General features: G+C 63.2%; 15 protein-coding genes. 13 read left to right on the top strand and 2 right to left on the bottom strand.

Annotated features, from left to right (window positions below):
* Positions 1-31: 31 nt before the first annotated feature.
* From KO539_RS26685 to KO539_RS26660, 6 genes are all read left to right on the top strand, one after another.
* Positions 32-1,321: an extracellular solute-binding protein gene (locus KO539_RS26685; RefSeq protein ID WP_219313086.1), complete on the top strand. Its 1,290-nt coding sequence runs from the start codon at positions 32-34 to the stop codon at positions 1,319-1,321.
* Positions 1,322-1,328: 7 nt separating this feature from the next.
* Complete coding sequence (locus tag KO539_RS26680; RefSeq protein ID WP_257626502.1) at positions 1,329-2,327, top strand: carbohydrate ABC transporter permease; 999 nt, start codon at positions 1,329-1,331, stop codon at positions 2,325-2,327.
* On the top strand, positions 2,324-3,142 hold the full coding sequence (locus tag KO539_RS26675; protein ID WP_034751746.1) for a carbohydrate ABC transporter permease: 819 nt from the start codon (positions 2,324-2,326) through the stop codon (positions 3,140-3,142). The genes KO539_RS26680 and KO539_RS26675 overlap by 4 nt, the downstream gene beginning before the upstream one ends.
* 26 nt (positions 3,143-3,168) lie before the next feature.
* Positions 3,169-4,536: a GH1 family beta-glucosidase gene (locus KO539_RS26670; RefSeq protein WP_219313084.1), complete on the top strand. Its 1,368-nt coding sequence runs from the start codon at positions 3,169-3,171 to the stop codon at positions 4,534-4,536.
* 1 nt (position 4,537) lies between these two features.
* The gene (locus KO539_RS26665; protein ID WP_219313082.1) at positions 4,538-5,578 is read left to right on the top strand and encodes an ABC transporter ATP-binding protein; all 1,041 of its coding nucleotides are present in this window, start codon (positions 4,538-4,540) and stop codon (positions 5,576-5,578) included.
* Positions 5,579-5,685: 107 nt separating this feature from the next.
* Positions 5,686-8,148 carry a TonB-dependent receptor gene (locus KO539_RS26660; protein WP_219313080.1) on the top strand — a complete coding sequence of 821 codons (2,463 nt, stop codon included), beginning with the start codon at positions 5,686-5,688 and terminating at the stop codon, positions 8,146-8,148.
* A gap of 93 nt (positions 8,149-8,241) precedes the next feature.
* Here KO539_RS26660 and xseA read toward each other — a convergent pair whose 3' ends face one another.
* A complete protein-coding gene (gene xseA / locus KO539_RS26655; RefSeq protein ID WP_219313079.1) occupies positions 8,242-9,603 on the bottom strand; it encodes an exodeoxyribonuclease VII large subunit in 1,362 nt (453 codons plus the stop codon).
* A gap of 315 nt (positions 9,604-9,918) precedes the next feature.
* A complete protein-coding gene (locus KO539_RS30440) occupies positions 9,919-10,050 on the bottom strand; it encodes a hypothetical protein (RefSeq protein ID WP_257626501.1) in 132 nt (43 codons plus the stop codon).
* An 881-nt stretch (positions 10,051-10,931) separates the two neighbouring features.
* Between KO539_RS30440 and KO539_RS26650 the strand changes: the two genes are divergently transcribed.
* The 7 genes from KO539_RS26650 (at position 10,932) to KO539_RS26620 (ending at position 17,258) form a co-directional block, all read left to right on the top strand.
* Entirely contained in the window at positions 10,932-11,534 is a 603-nt protein-coding gene (locus KO539_RS26650) for a MotA/TolQ/ExbB proton channel family protein (protein WP_219313077.1), read from the top strand.
* Positions 11,531-11,971, top strand: coding sequence for a biopolymer transporter ExbD (locus tag KO539_RS26645; RefSeq protein WP_086146703.1), 441 nt, complete (start codon positions 11,531-11,533; stop codon positions 11,969-11,971). The genes KO539_RS26650 and KO539_RS26645 overlap by 4 nt, the downstream gene beginning before the upstream one ends.
* A 113-nt stretch (positions 11,972-12,084) precedes the next feature.
* A complete protein-coding gene (gene lpxK, locus KO539_RS26640) occupies positions 12,085-13,140 on the top strand; it encodes a tetraacyldisaccharide 4'-kinase (protein WP_219313074.1) in 1,056 nt (351 codons plus the stop codon).
* A complete protein-coding gene (locus KO539_RS26635) occupies positions 13,121-13,297 on the top strand; it encodes a Trm112 family protein (RefSeq protein ID WP_010395789.1) in 177 nt (58 codons plus the stop codon). The genes lpxK and KO539_RS26635 overlap by 20 nt, the downstream gene beginning before the upstream one ends.
* A 2-nt stretch (positions 13,298-13,299) precedes the next feature.
* Positions 13,300-14,055, top strand: coding sequence for a 3-deoxy-manno-octulosonate cytidylyltransferase (gene kdsB, locus KO539_RS26630; RefSeq protein ID WP_219313072.1), 756 nt, complete (start codon positions 13,300-13,302; stop codon positions 14,053-14,055).
* 244 nt (positions 14,056-14,299) lie between these two features.
* The gene (gene adk, locus KO539_RS26625; RefSeq protein ID WP_035825772.1) at positions 14,300-14,956 is read left to right on the top strand and encodes an adenylate kinase; all 657 of its coding nucleotides are present in this window, start codon (positions 14,300-14,302) and stop codon (positions 14,954-14,956) included.
* A 178-nt stretch (positions 14,957-15,134) separates the two neighbouring features.
* On the top strand, positions 15,135-17,258 hold the full coding sequence (locus KO539_RS26620) for a sodium-translocating pyrophosphatase (protein WP_035825774.1): 2,124 nt from the start codon (positions 15,135-15,137) through the stop codon (positions 17,256-17,258).
* The last annotated feature ends 147 nt before the right edge of the window (positions 17,259-17,405 follow it).

Here is a 17,405-nt window from a genome sequence, read left to right as displayed (position 1 = left end):
TAGAAGACGCTCAATAAACGGAGACGAAATAATGAAGTCAAGCATCCTTGGCGCCGCCCCGCTGGCCGCGCTGTCCCTGGCTGCCAGCGTGGCCGCCGCGCCCGCAGCCGTCCCGCCGGCCGCCGCCCTGCCGGCGCTGGCCCCGGCCACGATTACCGTCGCCTCGTTCCCCGACCTGGACCGCGCCGTCAAGACGGCCTTGCCCCTGTGGGAAAAGCTGTATCCGCAAGTGAAGGTCAAGCTGGTCAGTCTGCAGATCGACGACCACCATAACTCGATGACGACGGCGCTGGCGGCCGGCGCGCGCCTGCCCGACGTGATGGCCATCGACTTCCGCTATGTCGGCAGCTTCGCCGAATCGAAGGGTATGGAAGATTTGCTGCAGCCGCCCTACGGGGCAGGGCAGTACCGCGCCCAGTTCGTGCCATTCACCTTCGTGCAGGCGACCAGTTCGCGCGGCACCCTGGGCGCCATGCCGGCCGACCTGGGACCGGGCACCCTGTTCTACCGCAAGGACTTGATGGACAAGGCGGGCATCAAGGAAGCCGACCTGACGCAATCGTGGGAATCGTATATCGCCGCCGGCAAGAAGCTCAAGGCGGCCACCGGCACCTATCTGCTGGCCGGCGCCAGCGACCTGGCGGACATCGTCATCCGCGCCAATCTGAAAGATGGCGAAGGCATCTATTTTGGCGACAAGGGCCAGGTGCTGGTCGACTCGCCCCGCTTCGTCAAAGCGTTTGAGCTGGCCAAGGCGGCGCGGGTCGCCGGCATCGATGCGCGCACCGTGGCCTGGACGGGCGAGTGGGCCGAAGGATTCAAACGCGACAAGGTGGCCAGCCAGATGATGGGTTCGTGGCTCAGCGGCCACCTGGCCAAGTGGCTGGCGCCGGCGTCGTCCGGCCAGTGGCGTGCGGCGAACCTGCCGGCCGGCGCGCTGGCGTCCTACGGCGGCTCCTTCTACGGCATCCCGAAAAAGGCCGCGAATAAAACCCAGGCCTGGGAATTCATCAAGTTCATGACCGTCAACAAGGATATCCAGCTGCATTCGCTCAAAGAGATCGGCGCCTTCCCGGCCCTCAAGGCGGCGTATGCGGACCCGATGATGGACGAGCCGCAGCCGTATTTCGGCGGCCAGAAGACGCGTTTGCTGGCGCGCGACACGGCGGCGAAAATCCCCGTCATCCGCGTCGACAAGTTCGACGCCGTGGCGCGCGACATCGTCAACATGGAACTGGAAAGCGTGCTGGCGCAAAACAAGGATATCAAGACGGCGCTGGCCGACGCCAAGGCCCTGATCACCCACCGCGCGCGGCGCTAGGAGCAGCATGACTACCTCCATGCCTTGTACCGAGGGCGCGCCCGCTGCCGCTGCCGCGCGGCCCGCCAGGAAACGCTACAACATGAAGAAGTGGGCGCCGTATATCTTCATCAGCCCCTTCTTCATTTTGTTCGCCGTCTTCAGTCTGTTCCCGCTGCTGTTTTCCATCTATCTGTCGTTCAACCAGTGGGAAGCGGCCAGCGGCGTGGAAGCCATGCAGTGGGTGGGGCTGGACAACTACAAGTACGCCTTGCGCGACCCGTGGTTCCTGCGCTCGCTGGGCAATACCGTGTGGCTGGCGCTGGCCTCAGGCGTGCCGCAGCACCTGGTCGCCATTCCGCTGGCAGCCTTCATCCACAACAGCTTCAAGCGTTCGCGCAACCTGGTGATCGGCATTTACTTTTTACCGTTCATCACGTCCAGCGTGGCCATCGCCATGGTCTTCAATACCCTGTTCTCGCGTGACTATGGCCAGATCAATGTGCTGATCCAATGGTGCGCCAGCCTGCCGCTCGTCGGTGGCCTGTTTCCGGCCGAATCGATCGACTGGCTGGGCAGCTCGCTGTTCATCAAGCCGGCCGTCGCCTTCGTCATTTTCTGGCGCTACCTGGGCTGGAACCTGGTGCTGTATCTGTCCGCGCTGCAGGTGATACCCAAAGATCTGTACGAAGCGGCCACCATCGACGGCGCCTCGAAACGCCAGCAGTTCTGGTACATCACCCTGCCGCAGCTGCGTCCCATGATCTACCTGGCCGTGACACTGACCATCATGGGCAACCTGCAGCTGTTCGAGGAGCCGTTCGTGCTGGTGGCCGAATCGAGCGGCGTGAGCCAGTCGGTGATGACGACGGCGATCTTCGTCTACAAGACGGCGTTTTCCTCGGGCGACTTCGGCACGGCGTCGGCCATTTCCTGGCTGCTGTTCCTGATCATCGCCAGCACCACCTGGGTCAACAACCGCATTTTCAGCCGCAATGAACGCAATGAGCGCAAGGAGGTCCGATGAAAACCACCCGCTGGACGGCCTACGCCATGGTGGCCATCGGCGCCCTGATCATGGTCGCGCCGTTCTACTTCATGTTCGTCTTCGCCACGCACACGAGCGCCGAGATCTACAGCCTGCCGCCGCCGCGCTGGTTCGGCACGGCCCTGCTCAACAACCTGGAATTGCTGCAGGAGCGCCTGCCGTTCTGGCGCAATATCGGCATCAGCCTGTACGTGGCGCTGATGACGACGGCCCTGACCTTGTTCTTTTGCTCGCTGGGCGGCTATGCCTTCGCCATGTACGAGTTCCGCTTCAAGCGGCCCTTGTTCACCCTGGTGATGGCGTCGATGATCATTCCCTCGTTCATGAACATGATTCCGACCTTCATGCTGATGGATTTCCTCGGCTGGCTGGACCAGCCGCGCGCCCTGTACGTGCCGGGAGCGGCCGGCGCGCTCGGTATTTTCCTGATGCGCCAGTACATCGGCACGGCGATCCCGAAGGACCTGATCGAGGCGGCGCGCATCGACGGCTGTGGCGAATTCGCCATCTACTGGCGAGTCGTGCTGCCGCTGATCGGTCCCGCCATGGGCACCCTGGGCCTGATCACCTTCATCAACTCGTGGAACAACTTCATCACGCCGCTGGTCGTCATGCGCTCGGTCGAGAACTACACGATCCCGCTGGCCCTGCGCAGCATGCAGGCGCCGAACAACACGGAGTGGGGCGCGCTGATGACGGGCGCCGCCATCGCCGTGCTGCCGCTGCTGCTGATGTTTTTTGTCGCCTCGAAGCGTTTAATTGAAGGACTGACCCAGGGCGCCGTCAAAGGCTAGCACTTTTTTCATCCACTCACACTGACATGACCACCATGCATAACGACGACATTGACACCAACTTTCCCGCCACCTTCACCTGGGGCGTGGCCACCAGCGCCTACCAGATCGAGGGCGCCGCCGCCATCGACGGCCGCGGCCCATCCATCTGGGATACCTTCAGCCACACGGACGGCAAGATCATCGACGGCAGCAATGGCGACGTGGCCTGCGACCATTACCACCGCTATGCCGAGGACGTGGAGCTGATCGCCAGCCTGGGCGTGAATGCCTACCGCTTTTCCATGTCCTGGTCGCGCGTGCAGCCGACGGGTTCCGGCGCCTGGAACGAGGCCGGCTTCGACTTTTATGGGCGCCTGCTCGACGCCCTGGCTGCCAAGGGACTCGATGCGCACCTGACCCTGTACCACTGGGACTTGCCGCAAGCCTTGCAGGACGAGGGCGGCTGGCTCAATCGCGCCACCTGCTACCACTTCGCCGCCTACGCTGCCGAAGTGGCGCGCCGCTTCGGCCACAAGGTCGCCAGCATCGCCACGCATAACGAACCGTGGTGCACGGCCGTGCTGGGCCACGGCACGGGCCAGTTCGCCCCCGGCATGGCCGACCCGGCCGCCGCCGTGCAAGTGTCGCACCATCTGCTGCTGTCGCACGGCCTGGCCATGCAAGCCATGCGCGTCGTCAATCCGCCCGCGAAACTGGGCATCGTGCTCAATCAATGGACGGCCACGCCGGCCACCGACAGCGCCCAGGACCGCGAACTGGCCGAACTCGAATATGCGCGCTCGGTGCAGTGGTATATGGACGCCATCTTCAAGGGCCGCTATCCGGCCCTGGCCCTGAAACACGTCGACGCTTCTGCTTTATCCATCTTTGAAAACGATTTCATAGATATCAAGCAGCCCATCGATTTCCTCGGCGTGAACTATTACACGCGCGCTTACATGAGTGCCGAGACGCCGCCGCGCAAACCCGAATGCAAGCTCGGTGTCAACGACATGGGCTGGGAAACCTATCCGCAAGGCCTGACGGAACTGCTGGTCGGCCTGCACCGCGAATACCGTCTGCCGCCCGTCTACATCACGGAAAACGGCATGGCCGTGGCCGACAAGCCCGTCGACGGCAAGATCCACGATGCGCCGCGCATCGAGTACGTGCAGCTGCACCTGGACGCCTTGCGCGCCGTGATCGCGCAGGGCATCGACGTGCGCGGCTATTTCTACTGGAGCCTGATGGATAACTTCGAGTGGAACTCCGGCTACGCCAAGCGCTTCGGCATGCTGTACGTCGACTACGCCACGCAGCAGCGCAGCTTCAAGGACAGTGCCCTGTGGTACCGCGACTTCATCGCCGCCCAGCGCGCGTCCCACGCCGCCGTCTTGGCCGAGGAGCACTGACATGGCCGCCATCTCCCTGCGCGGCATCCGCAAGACCTACGGCGACGGCCCGGAAATCGTCAAGGGCCTGGACCTCGATATCCATGACGGCGAATTCATGGTCTTTGTCGGGCCGTCCGGCTGCGGCAAATCGACCCTGCTGCGCATGATCGCGGGACTGGAAGACATCAGCGCGGGCCAGCTGCGCATCGGCGACTTGCTGGCCAACGATGTGGCGCCGGCCGAGCGGGGCATCGCCATGGTCTTCCAGAGCTACGCCCTGTATCCGCACATGACGGCGCGCGACAACATGGGCTTTGCCCTCAAGTTGGCGGGTAAACCGGAAGCCGAAGTGCGCGCCGCCGTCGGCAAGGTGGCCGAGATTTTGCAGATCACGCACCTGCTCGACCGCAAACCCAAGGCCCTGTCGGGCGGCGAGCGCCAGCGCGTGGCCATCGGCCGCTCCATCGTGCGCCAGCCCAAGGTGTTCCTGTTTGACGAACCGCTGTCCAACCTCGACGCCTCCTTGCGCGTGCAGACGCGCATCGAACTGGCCAAGCTGCACCAGGAACTGGGCACCACGATGATCTATGTGACGCACGACCAGGTCGAAGCCATGACACTCGGCGACCGGGTCGCCGTCTTCCATGGCGGCCACCTGGAGCAGGTGGGCGCGCCCCTGGACCTGTACCGCCATCCGGCCAGCCAGTTCGTCGCCGGCTTCATCGGCGCGCTGCGCATGAACTTCTTGCCGTGCGCCGCCGTCCCCGCGCTGGCCAGCCAGCTTGGCGGCGAGGCGGGCATGCTGGTCGGCATACGTCCCGAACACCTGCGCCTGGTGCCGCGCCACGAAGGCTATGGCGCCACGGTGACCCTGATCGAGCAGCTGGGCGATGCGCAAATCATCCACGCGACCCTCGATAACAGTCCGCATGCGGTGGCCATCAAGCTGCATGGCGAGGCGCGCCATGCGCTGGCGCAGGGCAGCGCCATCGGCTTCGCGCCGGAAGAGGGCCATGCCTTTCTATTTGACACGGCCGGGCGCGCCGTGGCTACCCATTGACCCCGCACGGAGGCGACATGACTTCAGATTGACACCCAAAAAATGTGCAGCAATAGCCAAAGAGCTATGTGATCATCAATCAACCAGCGGTACAGGAGACAACAACAATGCAACAGCTCAAACGCAACACCATCGCCCTCAGCCTGGCGCATGCGACATTCGCCCAGTTCATCTTGCTGGGCAGCGGCGCCGCCATGGCCCAGGATTCGGCCAGCGCCACGCCAGTCACGGACGCGGCAAAACCGGCCGCCGAACAGATGGACCGCATCGTCGTCACGGCCACGCGCCGCAATACCTTCGTGCAGGAGACGCCGCTGGCCGTCACCGCCTTCAACCAGGACACCCTGCAAAACAACCAGGTCAAGGATCTGGCGTCGCTGGCGACCATGGTGCCGAGCCTTGTCGTCGAGCAGCATGGCGACTCGGGCGGCGTGCACGTCTACATGCGCGGCGTCGGTTCGGCCAACCACACGGAGCTGGGCGACCCGGCCGTCGCCTTTTATGTCGACGGCGTGTATTCGCCGCGTCCCCAGGGCGCCACGGCGCTGATGTATGACCTGTCGCACGTCGAGGTGGCGCGCGGACCGCAGGGCACCCTGAACGGCCGCAATTCGACGGCCGGCGCCGTCAACCTCGTGTCGGCCGCGCCAAGCACGGCCAAGTTCATGGGCTCGGCCGGCATCACCGTGGGCGACAAGCGCCATCTGCAGACGCAGGGCATGCTCAATATCCCGTTTTCCGACGACGTGGCGCTGCGCATCGCCGCCATCAAGGATAGCCATGACGGCACGGTGGACTTCCGCCGCGGCTCGAACGTCATGCCGGGCACGGCCAAGTATGGCGCCGGCGACCAGATGGGCGTGCGCGCCTCGCTGCTGTGGAAGTTCACGCCGCAACTGCGCGGCACCTTCATCGCCGACTACTTCCTCGACCAGGGCGCCGGCAACGTCTACCTGGCGGCCGAACCGAAACGTGGCGAGAAGCTGCGCTCGGCCCTGATCGACACGCCAGGCACCCTGGACCAGTCGATTCTGACCTACAAGGGCAAGCTCAATTACAAGCCGACGGACGCGCTGGACTTCACTTACCTGGGCAGCTGGAGCCGCTACAAGCGCCAGAACAGCAACGATTCCGATGCGGGCCTGTTCCCCGGCTTCAAGTCGGAAAACCGCACCGACTGGGCGCAGTTCGACAGCTATTCGCACGAGCTGCAGGCGCGCTCGGACGACGATGCGCCGTTCCAGTGGGTGGCCGGCCTGTTCCTGTTCAATGAAAAGAACAAGGTGCGCTTCGATATCGACCGCAGCCAGATTTCGCAGGCGGCCGTGCAGCAGGATATCGCCAACGGCGCCGTGATCTTCGTGCAGCCGACCGTGGGCCAGTATGCCTCGTCGATGTCCTTCATCCAGGGCGACCGCCAGCTCAAATCGAAGGCCGTGTTCGGCCAGGTCAGCCAGCAAGTGACGGACCAGATCAAGCTGACGGCCGGCGCGCGCTACACGAAAGACCATAAATTCGACGTCGGCGGCAAGAACTGGGCTTGCCCGAACTGGCCCGCGAACGCGCCGCTGGGCACCACGGTGCTCAATCCCGATCAGCTGGCGCAGCTGGTCACGCCGGGCTCGGGCCTGGCCAACACGCACAATATCGGCCCTGGCGGCGCCATCACGGCCGCCACTTGCGGCAATACACCGGGCGACAACACGGCCGACCTGAAATACGGCCAGGCCACCTGGCTGGGCCGCATCGAGTACAAGCTGCGCCCGGATATTTTGCTGTTCGGTTCCGTGACGACGGGCTTCCATTCGCCAGCCATCGGCGATGGCGGCGCCACCACCAAGCCGGAAAAGCTGACCAGCTATGAAATCGGCTTCAAGTCCGACTTGCTGAACCGCGAACTGACCCTGAACCTCGACGCCTTCCTGATGAAGTACAAGGACAAGCTCGAATCGCAGGTGGTCAACAGCGTGCTGGCCAACTTCAACGCGGCCGGCGCCACCGTCAAGGGCCTGGAAGCGGAGTGGGTCTGGCGGCCGACGAAGGTCGACCGTCTGACGGGCAACGCCACCTGGTTGAAAGCCGTGTATGACGACTTCATGTCGTGCGACGTCGATGCGGCGCGTGCGAATGGCCAGTCTTGCGGTTCGACGGCGCCACTGGTGAACGTGGGCGGCAGCACCATGAAGCATGCGCCGAAGTTTTCCACGACCGTCCAGTACGAGCATGATTTCAGTGTCGCCGGCGGCCAGCTCACGCCGCGCGCTTCGGTGCACTATGAAACCATGTCGTATGTGGGTGCGGGCGCCTTCAACGGCGACGTGCCGGGCCATGCCGGCGTCAAGCGCCAGGAAGCCTACACGACCCTGGACCTGAGCCTGCGCTTCCAGCCGGCCAACAAGGCCTACACGGTCGAAGCGTTCGTGCAGAACGCCACGGACAAGGCGGTCAAGCTGGACGTCAATGAAATCTGCACGGACGTCGGCATGCCATGCCAGCCGACGCAGCAGATCTACGGCGCTTTCTACAACGCGCCGCGCACCTTTGGCGCGCGCGTGTCGATGAAGTTTTAATCAGGCCGTGTGAAAGGGCAGTTGCAGTAGCAGTCCACTCAGTAGGGAAGGTGTTGGGCCGGGGTTCTTCCCCGGCCTTTTTTATTCCAGCGCTTATTCCAGACTCGCCTGCACACTGGCGATGCCGATCTGCGCGCTGCCTTCGGCCAGGCGCACGTTGACGTTCTGGCGCGCCTGCAGCTGCACTGGCGAGCGCACGATATTTCCCTTTTCATCGCGCAGGATCGCATAGCCGCGCTCCAGCGTGCGCTGGGGATTGAGCAGCTCCAGCTGCGCCGCCAGGCCGTCGAGGCGGTGGCGCCGCTGGCCCAGTTGCTGCGCCATGGTCGCGCCGCTGCGCCGCTGCATGTCCGCCAGGCGCGTGCGTGATGCCGTGACGTCGGGCCGCAGGTTGGCCCAGCGCGAGCGCAGGCGTTCCAGCGCGTACTGCGACTGGTTGACGGGTGCGCGCGCCGCATGCGTCATGGCCGTGGACAGGGCCAGCAGCTGCAAGCGCTGTTGCTGCAGCTGCGCTTTCGGGTTGAGCAGGCGGCGGCTGTGGCGGTCCAGGGTCTGCGCCGCATCGTCGAGGCTGCGGCGCATGGCGCGGCGCAGGTCGGCCGCATCGGCGCGCAGGGAAGCCATCCAGTCGGCGCGCGGCGTGGCCGCCAGTTCGGCCGCCGCCGTCGGCGTGGCCGCGCGCAGGTCGGCCGCGAAGTCGGCGATGGTGAAATCCGTCTCGTGGCCCACGCCGCTGATCACGGGCATGGAGCAATCGGCGATCGCATGGGCCACGGCTTCATCGTTGAACGACCACAAGTCTTCGATACTGCCGCCGCCACGGCACACCAGCAGCACGTCGCACTCGGCCCTTGTGGATGCCGTGCGGATGGCGTGCGCGATTTTTTCCGGCGCTTGCTGGCCCTGCACGGGCGTCGGGTACAGGATGATGGATACGTGCGGCGCGCGGCGCTTGAGCGCGATCAGCACATCGCGCAAGGCGGCCGCCTGCGGGCTGGTGACGATGCCGATGCTGCGCGCGAACATGGGAATGGCGCGCTTGCGTTCCTGGTCGAACAGACCCTGCGCGGCCAGCTTTTCCTTCAGGCGCTGGAATGCTTCATACAGGGCGCCCACGCCGGCGCGGCGGATGGCTTCCACGTTGATCTGGTAATCGCCGCGCGCGCCGTACAGGGTGACGAGGGCGCGCACTTCCACCTTGTCGCCTTCACGCGGCGTGAAGCCGGCAAACTGGGCGCGGCCGCGGAACATCACGGCGCGCACCTGGGCGCCATCGTCCTTCAAGGTGAAATACCAGTGGCCGGAAGCGGCGCGCGTGAAGTTGGAAATCTCGCCGGCGATCCAGGTCAGGGGAAACGAGCGCTCGAGCAGGCGCGCGACGGCCTGGTTCAGGGCGCTGACGGTCAGCACGGGCGGGGCGGCAAAGCCGCTGTCAGTTGGGATATCGGTCATCATCTGGTGCTATGGGGGAGGGAACTGTCCACATATTATCGGCGAGGTCATGCTTATGTCATATATCGTGCAAAACAACAAGTTCTATTTCTAAGTATTTGATTTCATGATGAATTCCCGTATGCCTGATTTGCGTGCACGGGGAAAAAAACCTTTAATATCAAGCACATCAGTTCAGCCCCTGCCACTTACGCACAAAGTTATCCACAGAAAGTGTGCGGAACTTTTTGCCTGGAACAAACATGGCCCGGCAAGCCCACATCGGCCGATAAAAGTGCCTTGCTACATTTTTGCGCACGGAAATAAAGTGTATAGGAATCAAGCGCTTAGTATGCCATGCATGGCCTTGCGCACAATCTTATCCACAAAAAATGTGCAGAACTCTGGCGCGGCGCCGGATTTATCCACGGGAAGAGCCATGGCATCGCTTGCCTGAATTTTGCGCAGCATAAAAATAGCCATATAAATCAAGGATGTAGCGTCAGGCCGTGCGCCTTGCTCACAATCTTATCCACAGAATGTGTGCAAAACTGCATAAACCGTTTCGTGGCTTGTCCGGGTTTTCCACCGCGTGAGCATGCCGAATTGCTGCCTCATTTTTCATCAGAGAAAAAAATCCCTTTAAAATCAAGGAACTTGCATGGAGTCAATCGGCTTGCTCACAATCTTATCCACACTTTATGTGTGGAACTGCGATGGCGGTGGAAAACTGCCGTTTGGAAGTGAAATCGGATCGATAAAACCCCGCTTTCCGACCTCTGCCACATTTTTATGCATGGCAATAAAAACGATATAAATCAATGTACTTGGCGCGTATCCTTGCGCTTGCGCACAATCTTGTCCACAGAATGTGTGCAGAACTTTGAAGGCTTATGTGCCGCCGATTGCGCGCCGGCTGCCACTTTTTTACTCATTGATTTAATCTCCTTTAAAATCAATGACTTGATTGAATTCCTCGGCTTTGCGCACAATCTTGTCCACAGTAAATGTGCAGAACTCTTGAATTCTTGATTTTATGACATTGACTAATGGCGATGAGCTGCTATGCCTGTATTTTGCGCAGTGCAGTAATTCTCATGTAAATCAATGACTTGCATGCTGGACTTCATGCTTGCTCACAATCTTATCCACACAAAGTGTGCAAAACTGTGCAGCGGCAGCGTGCGCCCGACGCGCCGTGTGGACAAGTGCCATGCGGGCGCCACTTGCCGCCGGCGCGGCAACGCGCTACATTGCGCCATTCCCGCGCGCACGTACCATCGCTCTTCGGCGCTCGGTACAATACAGGCTGTTCGGGCGATTCACCGCCTTCCCTTTACCAGGAGTTCCTTTTGCTCGCTATATTTCAAGCCGCTGGCTGGCCCATCTGGCTGTTGTTGATCGCTTCCATCGTCGCCCTGGCCTTGATCATCGAGCGCCTGCTGTATTTGCGACGCGTCAAGATCCTGCCCCGCAAGCTGTTTGATGAAGTGGTGCAGGTGTATCGCAGCGGCAAGATCACGCCGGACACGGTGGCCAAGCTGGAAGATAATTCGCCGCTGGGCGTGGTGCTGGCCGCCGCCCTGCGCAACGTCGACGCGCCGCGCGAGGTGATGAAGGAATCGATCGAAGAGGCGGGCAGCGGCGTGGCCCACACACTGGAACGTTTCCTGACGACCCTGGGCACGATTGCCACTCTGGCGCCCCTGATGGGCCTGTTCGGCACGGTGATCGGCATGATCGAGATTTTTGCTTCGCCCGGCGCCACCGCGTCGAACTCGGCGCTGTCGCACGGTATTTCCGTCGCCTTGTATAACACAGCGTTTGGCCTGGCCATCGCCATGCCGGCCCTGATCTTCTACCGCCACTTCCGCGCCCTCGTCGACAGCTTCGTCATTGACATGGAGCAGCAAGCGGTCAAATTCGTCGACATCGTCCACAGTGGCCGCAAATGAACTTCCGCAAAGGCAAGGGGCGTGAAGACCCCGAAATCAACCTGATCCCGTTCATCGACGTGCTGCTGGTGATCCTGATCTTCCTCATGGTCAGCACCACCTACAGCAAGTTTACGGAGCTGCAGATCACCTTGCCGACGGCCGACGCCGAGCAGGCGAAGGACAAGCCGCAGCAGCTCGACGTCACCATCGATGCCAAGGGTAACTACACGGTCAACCGCGAACCGGTGTCGTTCCGCGACGTGGCCGGCCTGGCCGATGCCCTGCAAAACGCGGCGAAAGCGGCCAATGGCGGCAAGGCGCCGGCGCAGACGCCCGTCGTGGTGGTCAACGCCGACCAGTTCGCCATGCACCAGATGGTCATCCACGTGATGGAAGCGGCCCGCCTGGCTGGCTATGAAAAGCTGACCTTTGCGGCGCAGGCGGGTGGCAAGTAGGTCGGCTTAGCCGGCACGGCGTAAGCCGACACAAGCTGCAGCCAAGCATGTCGGATTACGCTGCGCCTGGCGGCGCAGCTAATCCGACCTACACCATTTTTACGTCTTCCCCCATGCCCACATCCTCCCCCGCCAAGCTTGAATCCACATTGACCCGCGCCTGGCTGACGCGCGGCCCGCTGGCGTGCGCGTTGTGGCCCGTCTCCCTGCTGTTTGGCGCCCTGAGCGCCGTGCGGCGCGGCCTGTACCGGGCCAACATCCTGACATCCGCGCGTCTGCCCGTGCCCGTCGTCGTCGTCGGCAATATTTTTATCGGCGGCACGGGCAAGACGCCGCTGACGATCTGGCTGGTGCAAGCCTTGCGCGACGCGGGCATGCGCCCGGGCGTCATTTCGCGCGGCCATGGCAGCGCCGACCGTTCGCCGCGCGCCGTCAGCGCCGCTTCCACGCCGCAACAGGTGGGCGACGAGCCGCTGCTGATCTTCCAGCGCGGCGGCTGTCCCGTGATGGTGGGACGCGACCGCGCGCAAGCGGGCAGGGCGCTGCTGGCCGCGCACCCCGAGGTCGACGTGCTGGTCACCGACGACGGCTTGCAGCATTACGCCTTGCAGCGCGACGTGGAAATCGTGCTGTTCGACGGCCGCGGCGCCGGCAATGGCTGGCTGCTGCCGGCGGGACCTTTGCGGGAATCGCCGCGCCGCCGGCGCGACGTGACGGTGATCAATGCGCCCGAGCTGGCGCCGGCACTCGTGGCGCAGGTGGCGCCAGCAGGTTCCCTGGTGGTGCAGATGCGGCTTGATGGCGGCGTGGCCGAACGCCTGGTCAAGCGCGGCGAAAGCATGCCTTTGGCGACCCTGGCGGCCAGCGGCCAGCGCATCGTGGCGGCGGCCGGCATCGGCAACCCGCAGCGTTTCTTTGCCATGCTGCGCGGGGCCGGACTGGACTTCATGGAACTGCCCCTGCCCGACCATCACGACTTCCTCGACCAGCCATTTGCGGCGCTCGACACGGATGTGATCTTGATCACCGAGAAGGATGCAGTAAAATGTGCGCAAATTGAACATCTCAAAGATGACCCGAGACTGTGGGTCGTCCCCGTCAGTGCGCACATCGATAGCGCGCTGGCCCAACAAATTGTGGAGAAATGTCGTGGACGCTCGACTGCTTGATATCCTGGTCTGCCCTGTTTGCAAGGGTCCGCTTGAACACGATAAGAAGGCGCAGGAACTGATTTGCCGCGCCGACCGCCTCGCCTATCCTATCCGCGATGGCATCCCCATCATGTGGGCGGACGAAGCGCGCACCCTGCAAGACGCAGTGGAATAACGATGGCGTTCATCGTCATCATCCCGGCCCGCCTGGCTTCGACGCGCCTGCCGGGCAAGCCGCTGGCTGACCTGGGCGGCAAGCCCATGGTGGTGCGCGTGGCCGAGCAGGCAGCCCTGTCGGGCGCGGCGCGCGTCATCGTCGCCACCGACCATGAATCCATTCGCGCCGCCTGCGCCGCGCATGGCGTGGAAGTGTGCATGACGCGCGGCGACCATCCGTCGGGTACGGACCGCATCGCCGAAGTGGCGCGCACGCTCGATTTGCCGCCGGATGCCGTCGTCGTCAACCTGCAGGGCGACGAACCGCTGATCGATCCGTCCCTGCTGGCCGCCTGCGCCGCGCAGATCAGCGCCGCCGTTCCCATGGCCACGTGCGCCCATCCGCTGCACGATGTGCTTGACGCATTCAATCCGAACGTGGTGAAGGTCGTGCTGGACAAGAACGGCCGCGCCTTGTATTTTTCGCGCGCCACCATCCCGTGGCACCGCGACGGCTTCGCGCAGTCGAAAGACAGCTTGCCCGCAGGCTATGTGCCGCTGCGCCATATCGGCCTGTATGCGTACAGCAATGCGTTCTTGCAAGAATATCCGCAATTGTCCGCCTCGCCGCTGGAAGCCATCGAGGCGCTGGAGCAGCTGCGCGTGCTGTGGCACGGTGTTGCCATCGCCGTGCATGTCACGGACTCGGCGCCGGCCGCCGGCGTCGACACGCCGGAAGATCTTGCCCGGGTGCAAGCACACTACGGCGCCCTGTAAGCGCTACCCGTAAAACGGCAGGCGTGCAAATAAAGTTTTGTGCGCCTGCAGTAAAAACCACATTTTGAAACGTCTGCCGCGCGAATTGCTGGCTTTGATCAATCAGGGCATAGCAATTCGATAGCAAACTGGCGTTCCAGGGATTTTTTGTGGTAAGTTTCGTACGGAAAGATAGCCTTGGCAACACCATCTAAAAATAATTACACATACCACCATCCAAAATCTGTTTTTTAGGAACTTTTCAATGCGTCTGATACTTTTAGGAGCACCCGGTGCCGGCAAGGGCACCCAAGCTAATTTCATCAAAGAAAAATACAACATTCCACAAATCTCCACGGGCGACATGCTGCGCGCGGCGATCAAGGAAGGCACGGAACTGGGCCTGGCCGCGAAAAAAGTCATGGATGCGGGCGGCCTCGTGTCGGACGACATCATGATCGGCCTGGTCAAGAATCGCCTGCAGGATGCCGATTGCGCCAATGGCTACCTGTTCGACGGCTTCCCGCGCACGATCGCGCAAGCGGACGCCATGAAAGACGCCGGCATCAATGTCGACTACGTGCTGGAAATCGACGTGCCTGACGCTTCGATCATCGAGCGCATGGACGGCCGCCGCAGCCACCCGGGTTCGGGCCGCGTCTACCACGTCAAATTCAATCCGCCCAAGGTCGACGGCGTCGACGACATCACCGGCGAACCGCTGATCCAGCGCGACGACGACAAGGCGGAAACGGTCAAGAAGCGCCTGGACGTGTACCACAACCAGACCAAGGTCTTGCTCGGCTACTACAATGACTGGGCCAAGTCCGGCTTGCCGGGCGCACCGAAATACCGCCGCATCGCCGGCGTCGGTCCGGTCGAGCAAATCCGCGACAGCGCATTTGCCGCCCTGGCGGAATAAGCAGTATTGAAAAGCGGACCTGAGTGTCCGCTTTTTTTGTGCCCGCGCTTCAGGCGGGCGCCGTATCGTTTTCGTGGTTCAGGTTTTTTGCAGGTCGTGTTTTCCTGGCTGCGCGTGCCTACCCGGTGCGGTCTGCAGCTGTTGGCAATGACGTCGGATAAAAACAGAAGGGGACGATATGGCAGCCAGTTTGTGGTTTGCGGTAGCCTGCGGCGTGGTCGCAGTCATTTATGGTTTGGTGTCGCGCAGCTGGATCCTGCGGCAGGATCCCGGCAACGCGCGCATGCAGGAAATCGCGCTGGCCATCCAGCAGGGCGCGGCCGCCTACCTGGCGCGCCAGTACCGCACCATCGCCATCGTTGGCGTGGTGCTGCTGATCGCCATTTACGCGCTGCTTGGCCTGCATACGGCGCTGGGCTTTCTGATCGGCGCCGTGCTGTCGGGCGCCTGCGGCTTCATCGGCATGAATGTCTCGGTGCGGGCCAATGTGCGCACGGCGCAGGCGGCCACGCTGGGCATCAACCAGGCCTTGAACGTGGCCTTCAAGGGCGGGGCGATCACGGGCATGCTGGTCGTCGGACTGGGCTTGCTGGGCGTGACCCTGTTCTACTGGCTGCTGGTGACGACGGGCGCGCCGGGCCTGACCCAGCATGACTTGATCAAGCCCCTGATCGGCCTGGCCTTCGGCGCCTCGCTCATTTCCATCTTCGCGCGGCTTGGCGGCGGCATCTTCACCAAGGGCGCCGACGTGGGCGCGGACCTGGTCGGCAAGGTGGAGGCGGGCATACCCGAGGACGATCCGCGCAACCCGGCCGTCATCGCCGACAACGTGGGCGACAACGTGGGCGACTGCGCCGGCATGGCGGCCGACCTGTTCGAAACCTATGTCGTGACCCTGATCGCCACCATGCTGCTGGGCGCCCTGTTGATGGCCGAGGCCAGCGGCACGGCCATCATCTACCCGCTGCTGCTGGGCGCCGTCTCCATCCTCGCTTCCATCGTCGGCTGCTCGATGGTCAAGACCAAGCCGGGCGCGAAAATCATGTCGGCCCTGTACACGGGCTTGTGGTGGGCGGCCGGCCTGTCCCTGGTCGGCTTTGCCGTCGTCACGTGGCTGCTGTGGCCCGACGACGCCATGCGCTACAAGATGCTGGGCGCCACCGTCGTCGGCATCGTCCTCACGGGGCTGATGGTGTACATCACCGAGTACTACACGGGCACCGACTTCAAGCCCGTGCGCCACATCGCTGAAGCGTCGACGACGGGCCACGGCACCAACATCATCGCCGGCCTGGGCGTGTCGATGAAGTCCACCGCGTATCCTGTGCTGGCCGTCTGCGTCGCCATCCTCGTCTCGTACCAGCTGGCCGGCCTGTACGGCATCGCCATCGCGGCCACGGCCATGCTGTCGATGGCCGGCATCATCGTCGCGCTCGACGCGTATGGCCCGATTACGGATAACGCGGGCGGCATCGCGGAAATGTCGGGCTTGCCCGACTCCGTGCGCGCCATCACCGACCCTCTGGACGCCGTCGGCAACACCACCAAGGCCGTCACCAAGGGCTATGCCATCGGCTCGGCGGGCCTGGCCGCGCTGGTGCTGTTTGCCGACTACACGCATGCGCTCGAATCCGTGGGCCAGCACATCACCTTTGACCTGTCGAACCCCATGGTGATCGTCGGCCTGTTCATCGGCGGCCTGATTCCGTATCTGTTCGGCGCCATGGCGATGGAAGCCGTGGGCCGCGCGGCCGGCGCCGTGGTGGTCGAGGTGCGGCGGCAGTTCCGCGACATCAAGGGCATCATGGAAGGCACGGCGCGACCTGAATACGACAAGGCCGTCGACATGCTGACGGCGTCGGCCATCCGCGAAATGATCGTGCCGTCCCTGCTGCCCGTGGTGGTACCCATCGTCGTGGGCATGCTGCTGGGGCCAGCGGCCCTCGGCGGCTTGCTGATGGGGACCATCGTCACGGGCCTGTTCGTGGCCATCTCCATGACCACGGGCGGCGGCGCCTGGGACAATGCGAAGAAATACATCGAGGATGGCCACTTTGGCGGCAAGGGGTCGGACGCGCACAAGGCCGCCGTCACGGGCGACACGGTGGGCGACCCGTACAAGGACACGGCCGGTCCGGCAGTCAACCCCTTGATCAAGATCATCAATATCGTGGCCCTGCTGCTGGTGCCGCTGCTGCCGGCCACGGGCTGGCTGGCGGTCAAGGCGCCGGCACCCATCCACGCGCCCGTGCCGCCCATTCTGGCGCCGGCGACCCCCGTGCAAAGCTTGCCGGCGCAATAAACCGCTCACTCCCTGCAGCCCCGTGGCCCGCGCCGCGGGGCTGTTTGCGTTTGTATGGGGCGCAGCTCCCGGTTGCCCTTGTTCCCGGCGTCTAAAAGGTGAGCAATTGTTACGGCAGCTTGGCTTGCGTCGCCCGTTTGCCAATAA

This window comes from Janthinobacterium sp. NKUCC06_STL (genome assembly GCF_019345455.1).
Lineage (GTDB): Bacteria > Pseudomonadota > Gammaproteobacteria > Burkholderiales > Burkholderiaceae_D > Janthinobacterium > Janthinobacterium rivuli.
The sequence above is the reverse complement of the archived record's forward strand: the minus strand, read 5'-3'. Positions and strand labels throughout refer to the sequence as shown.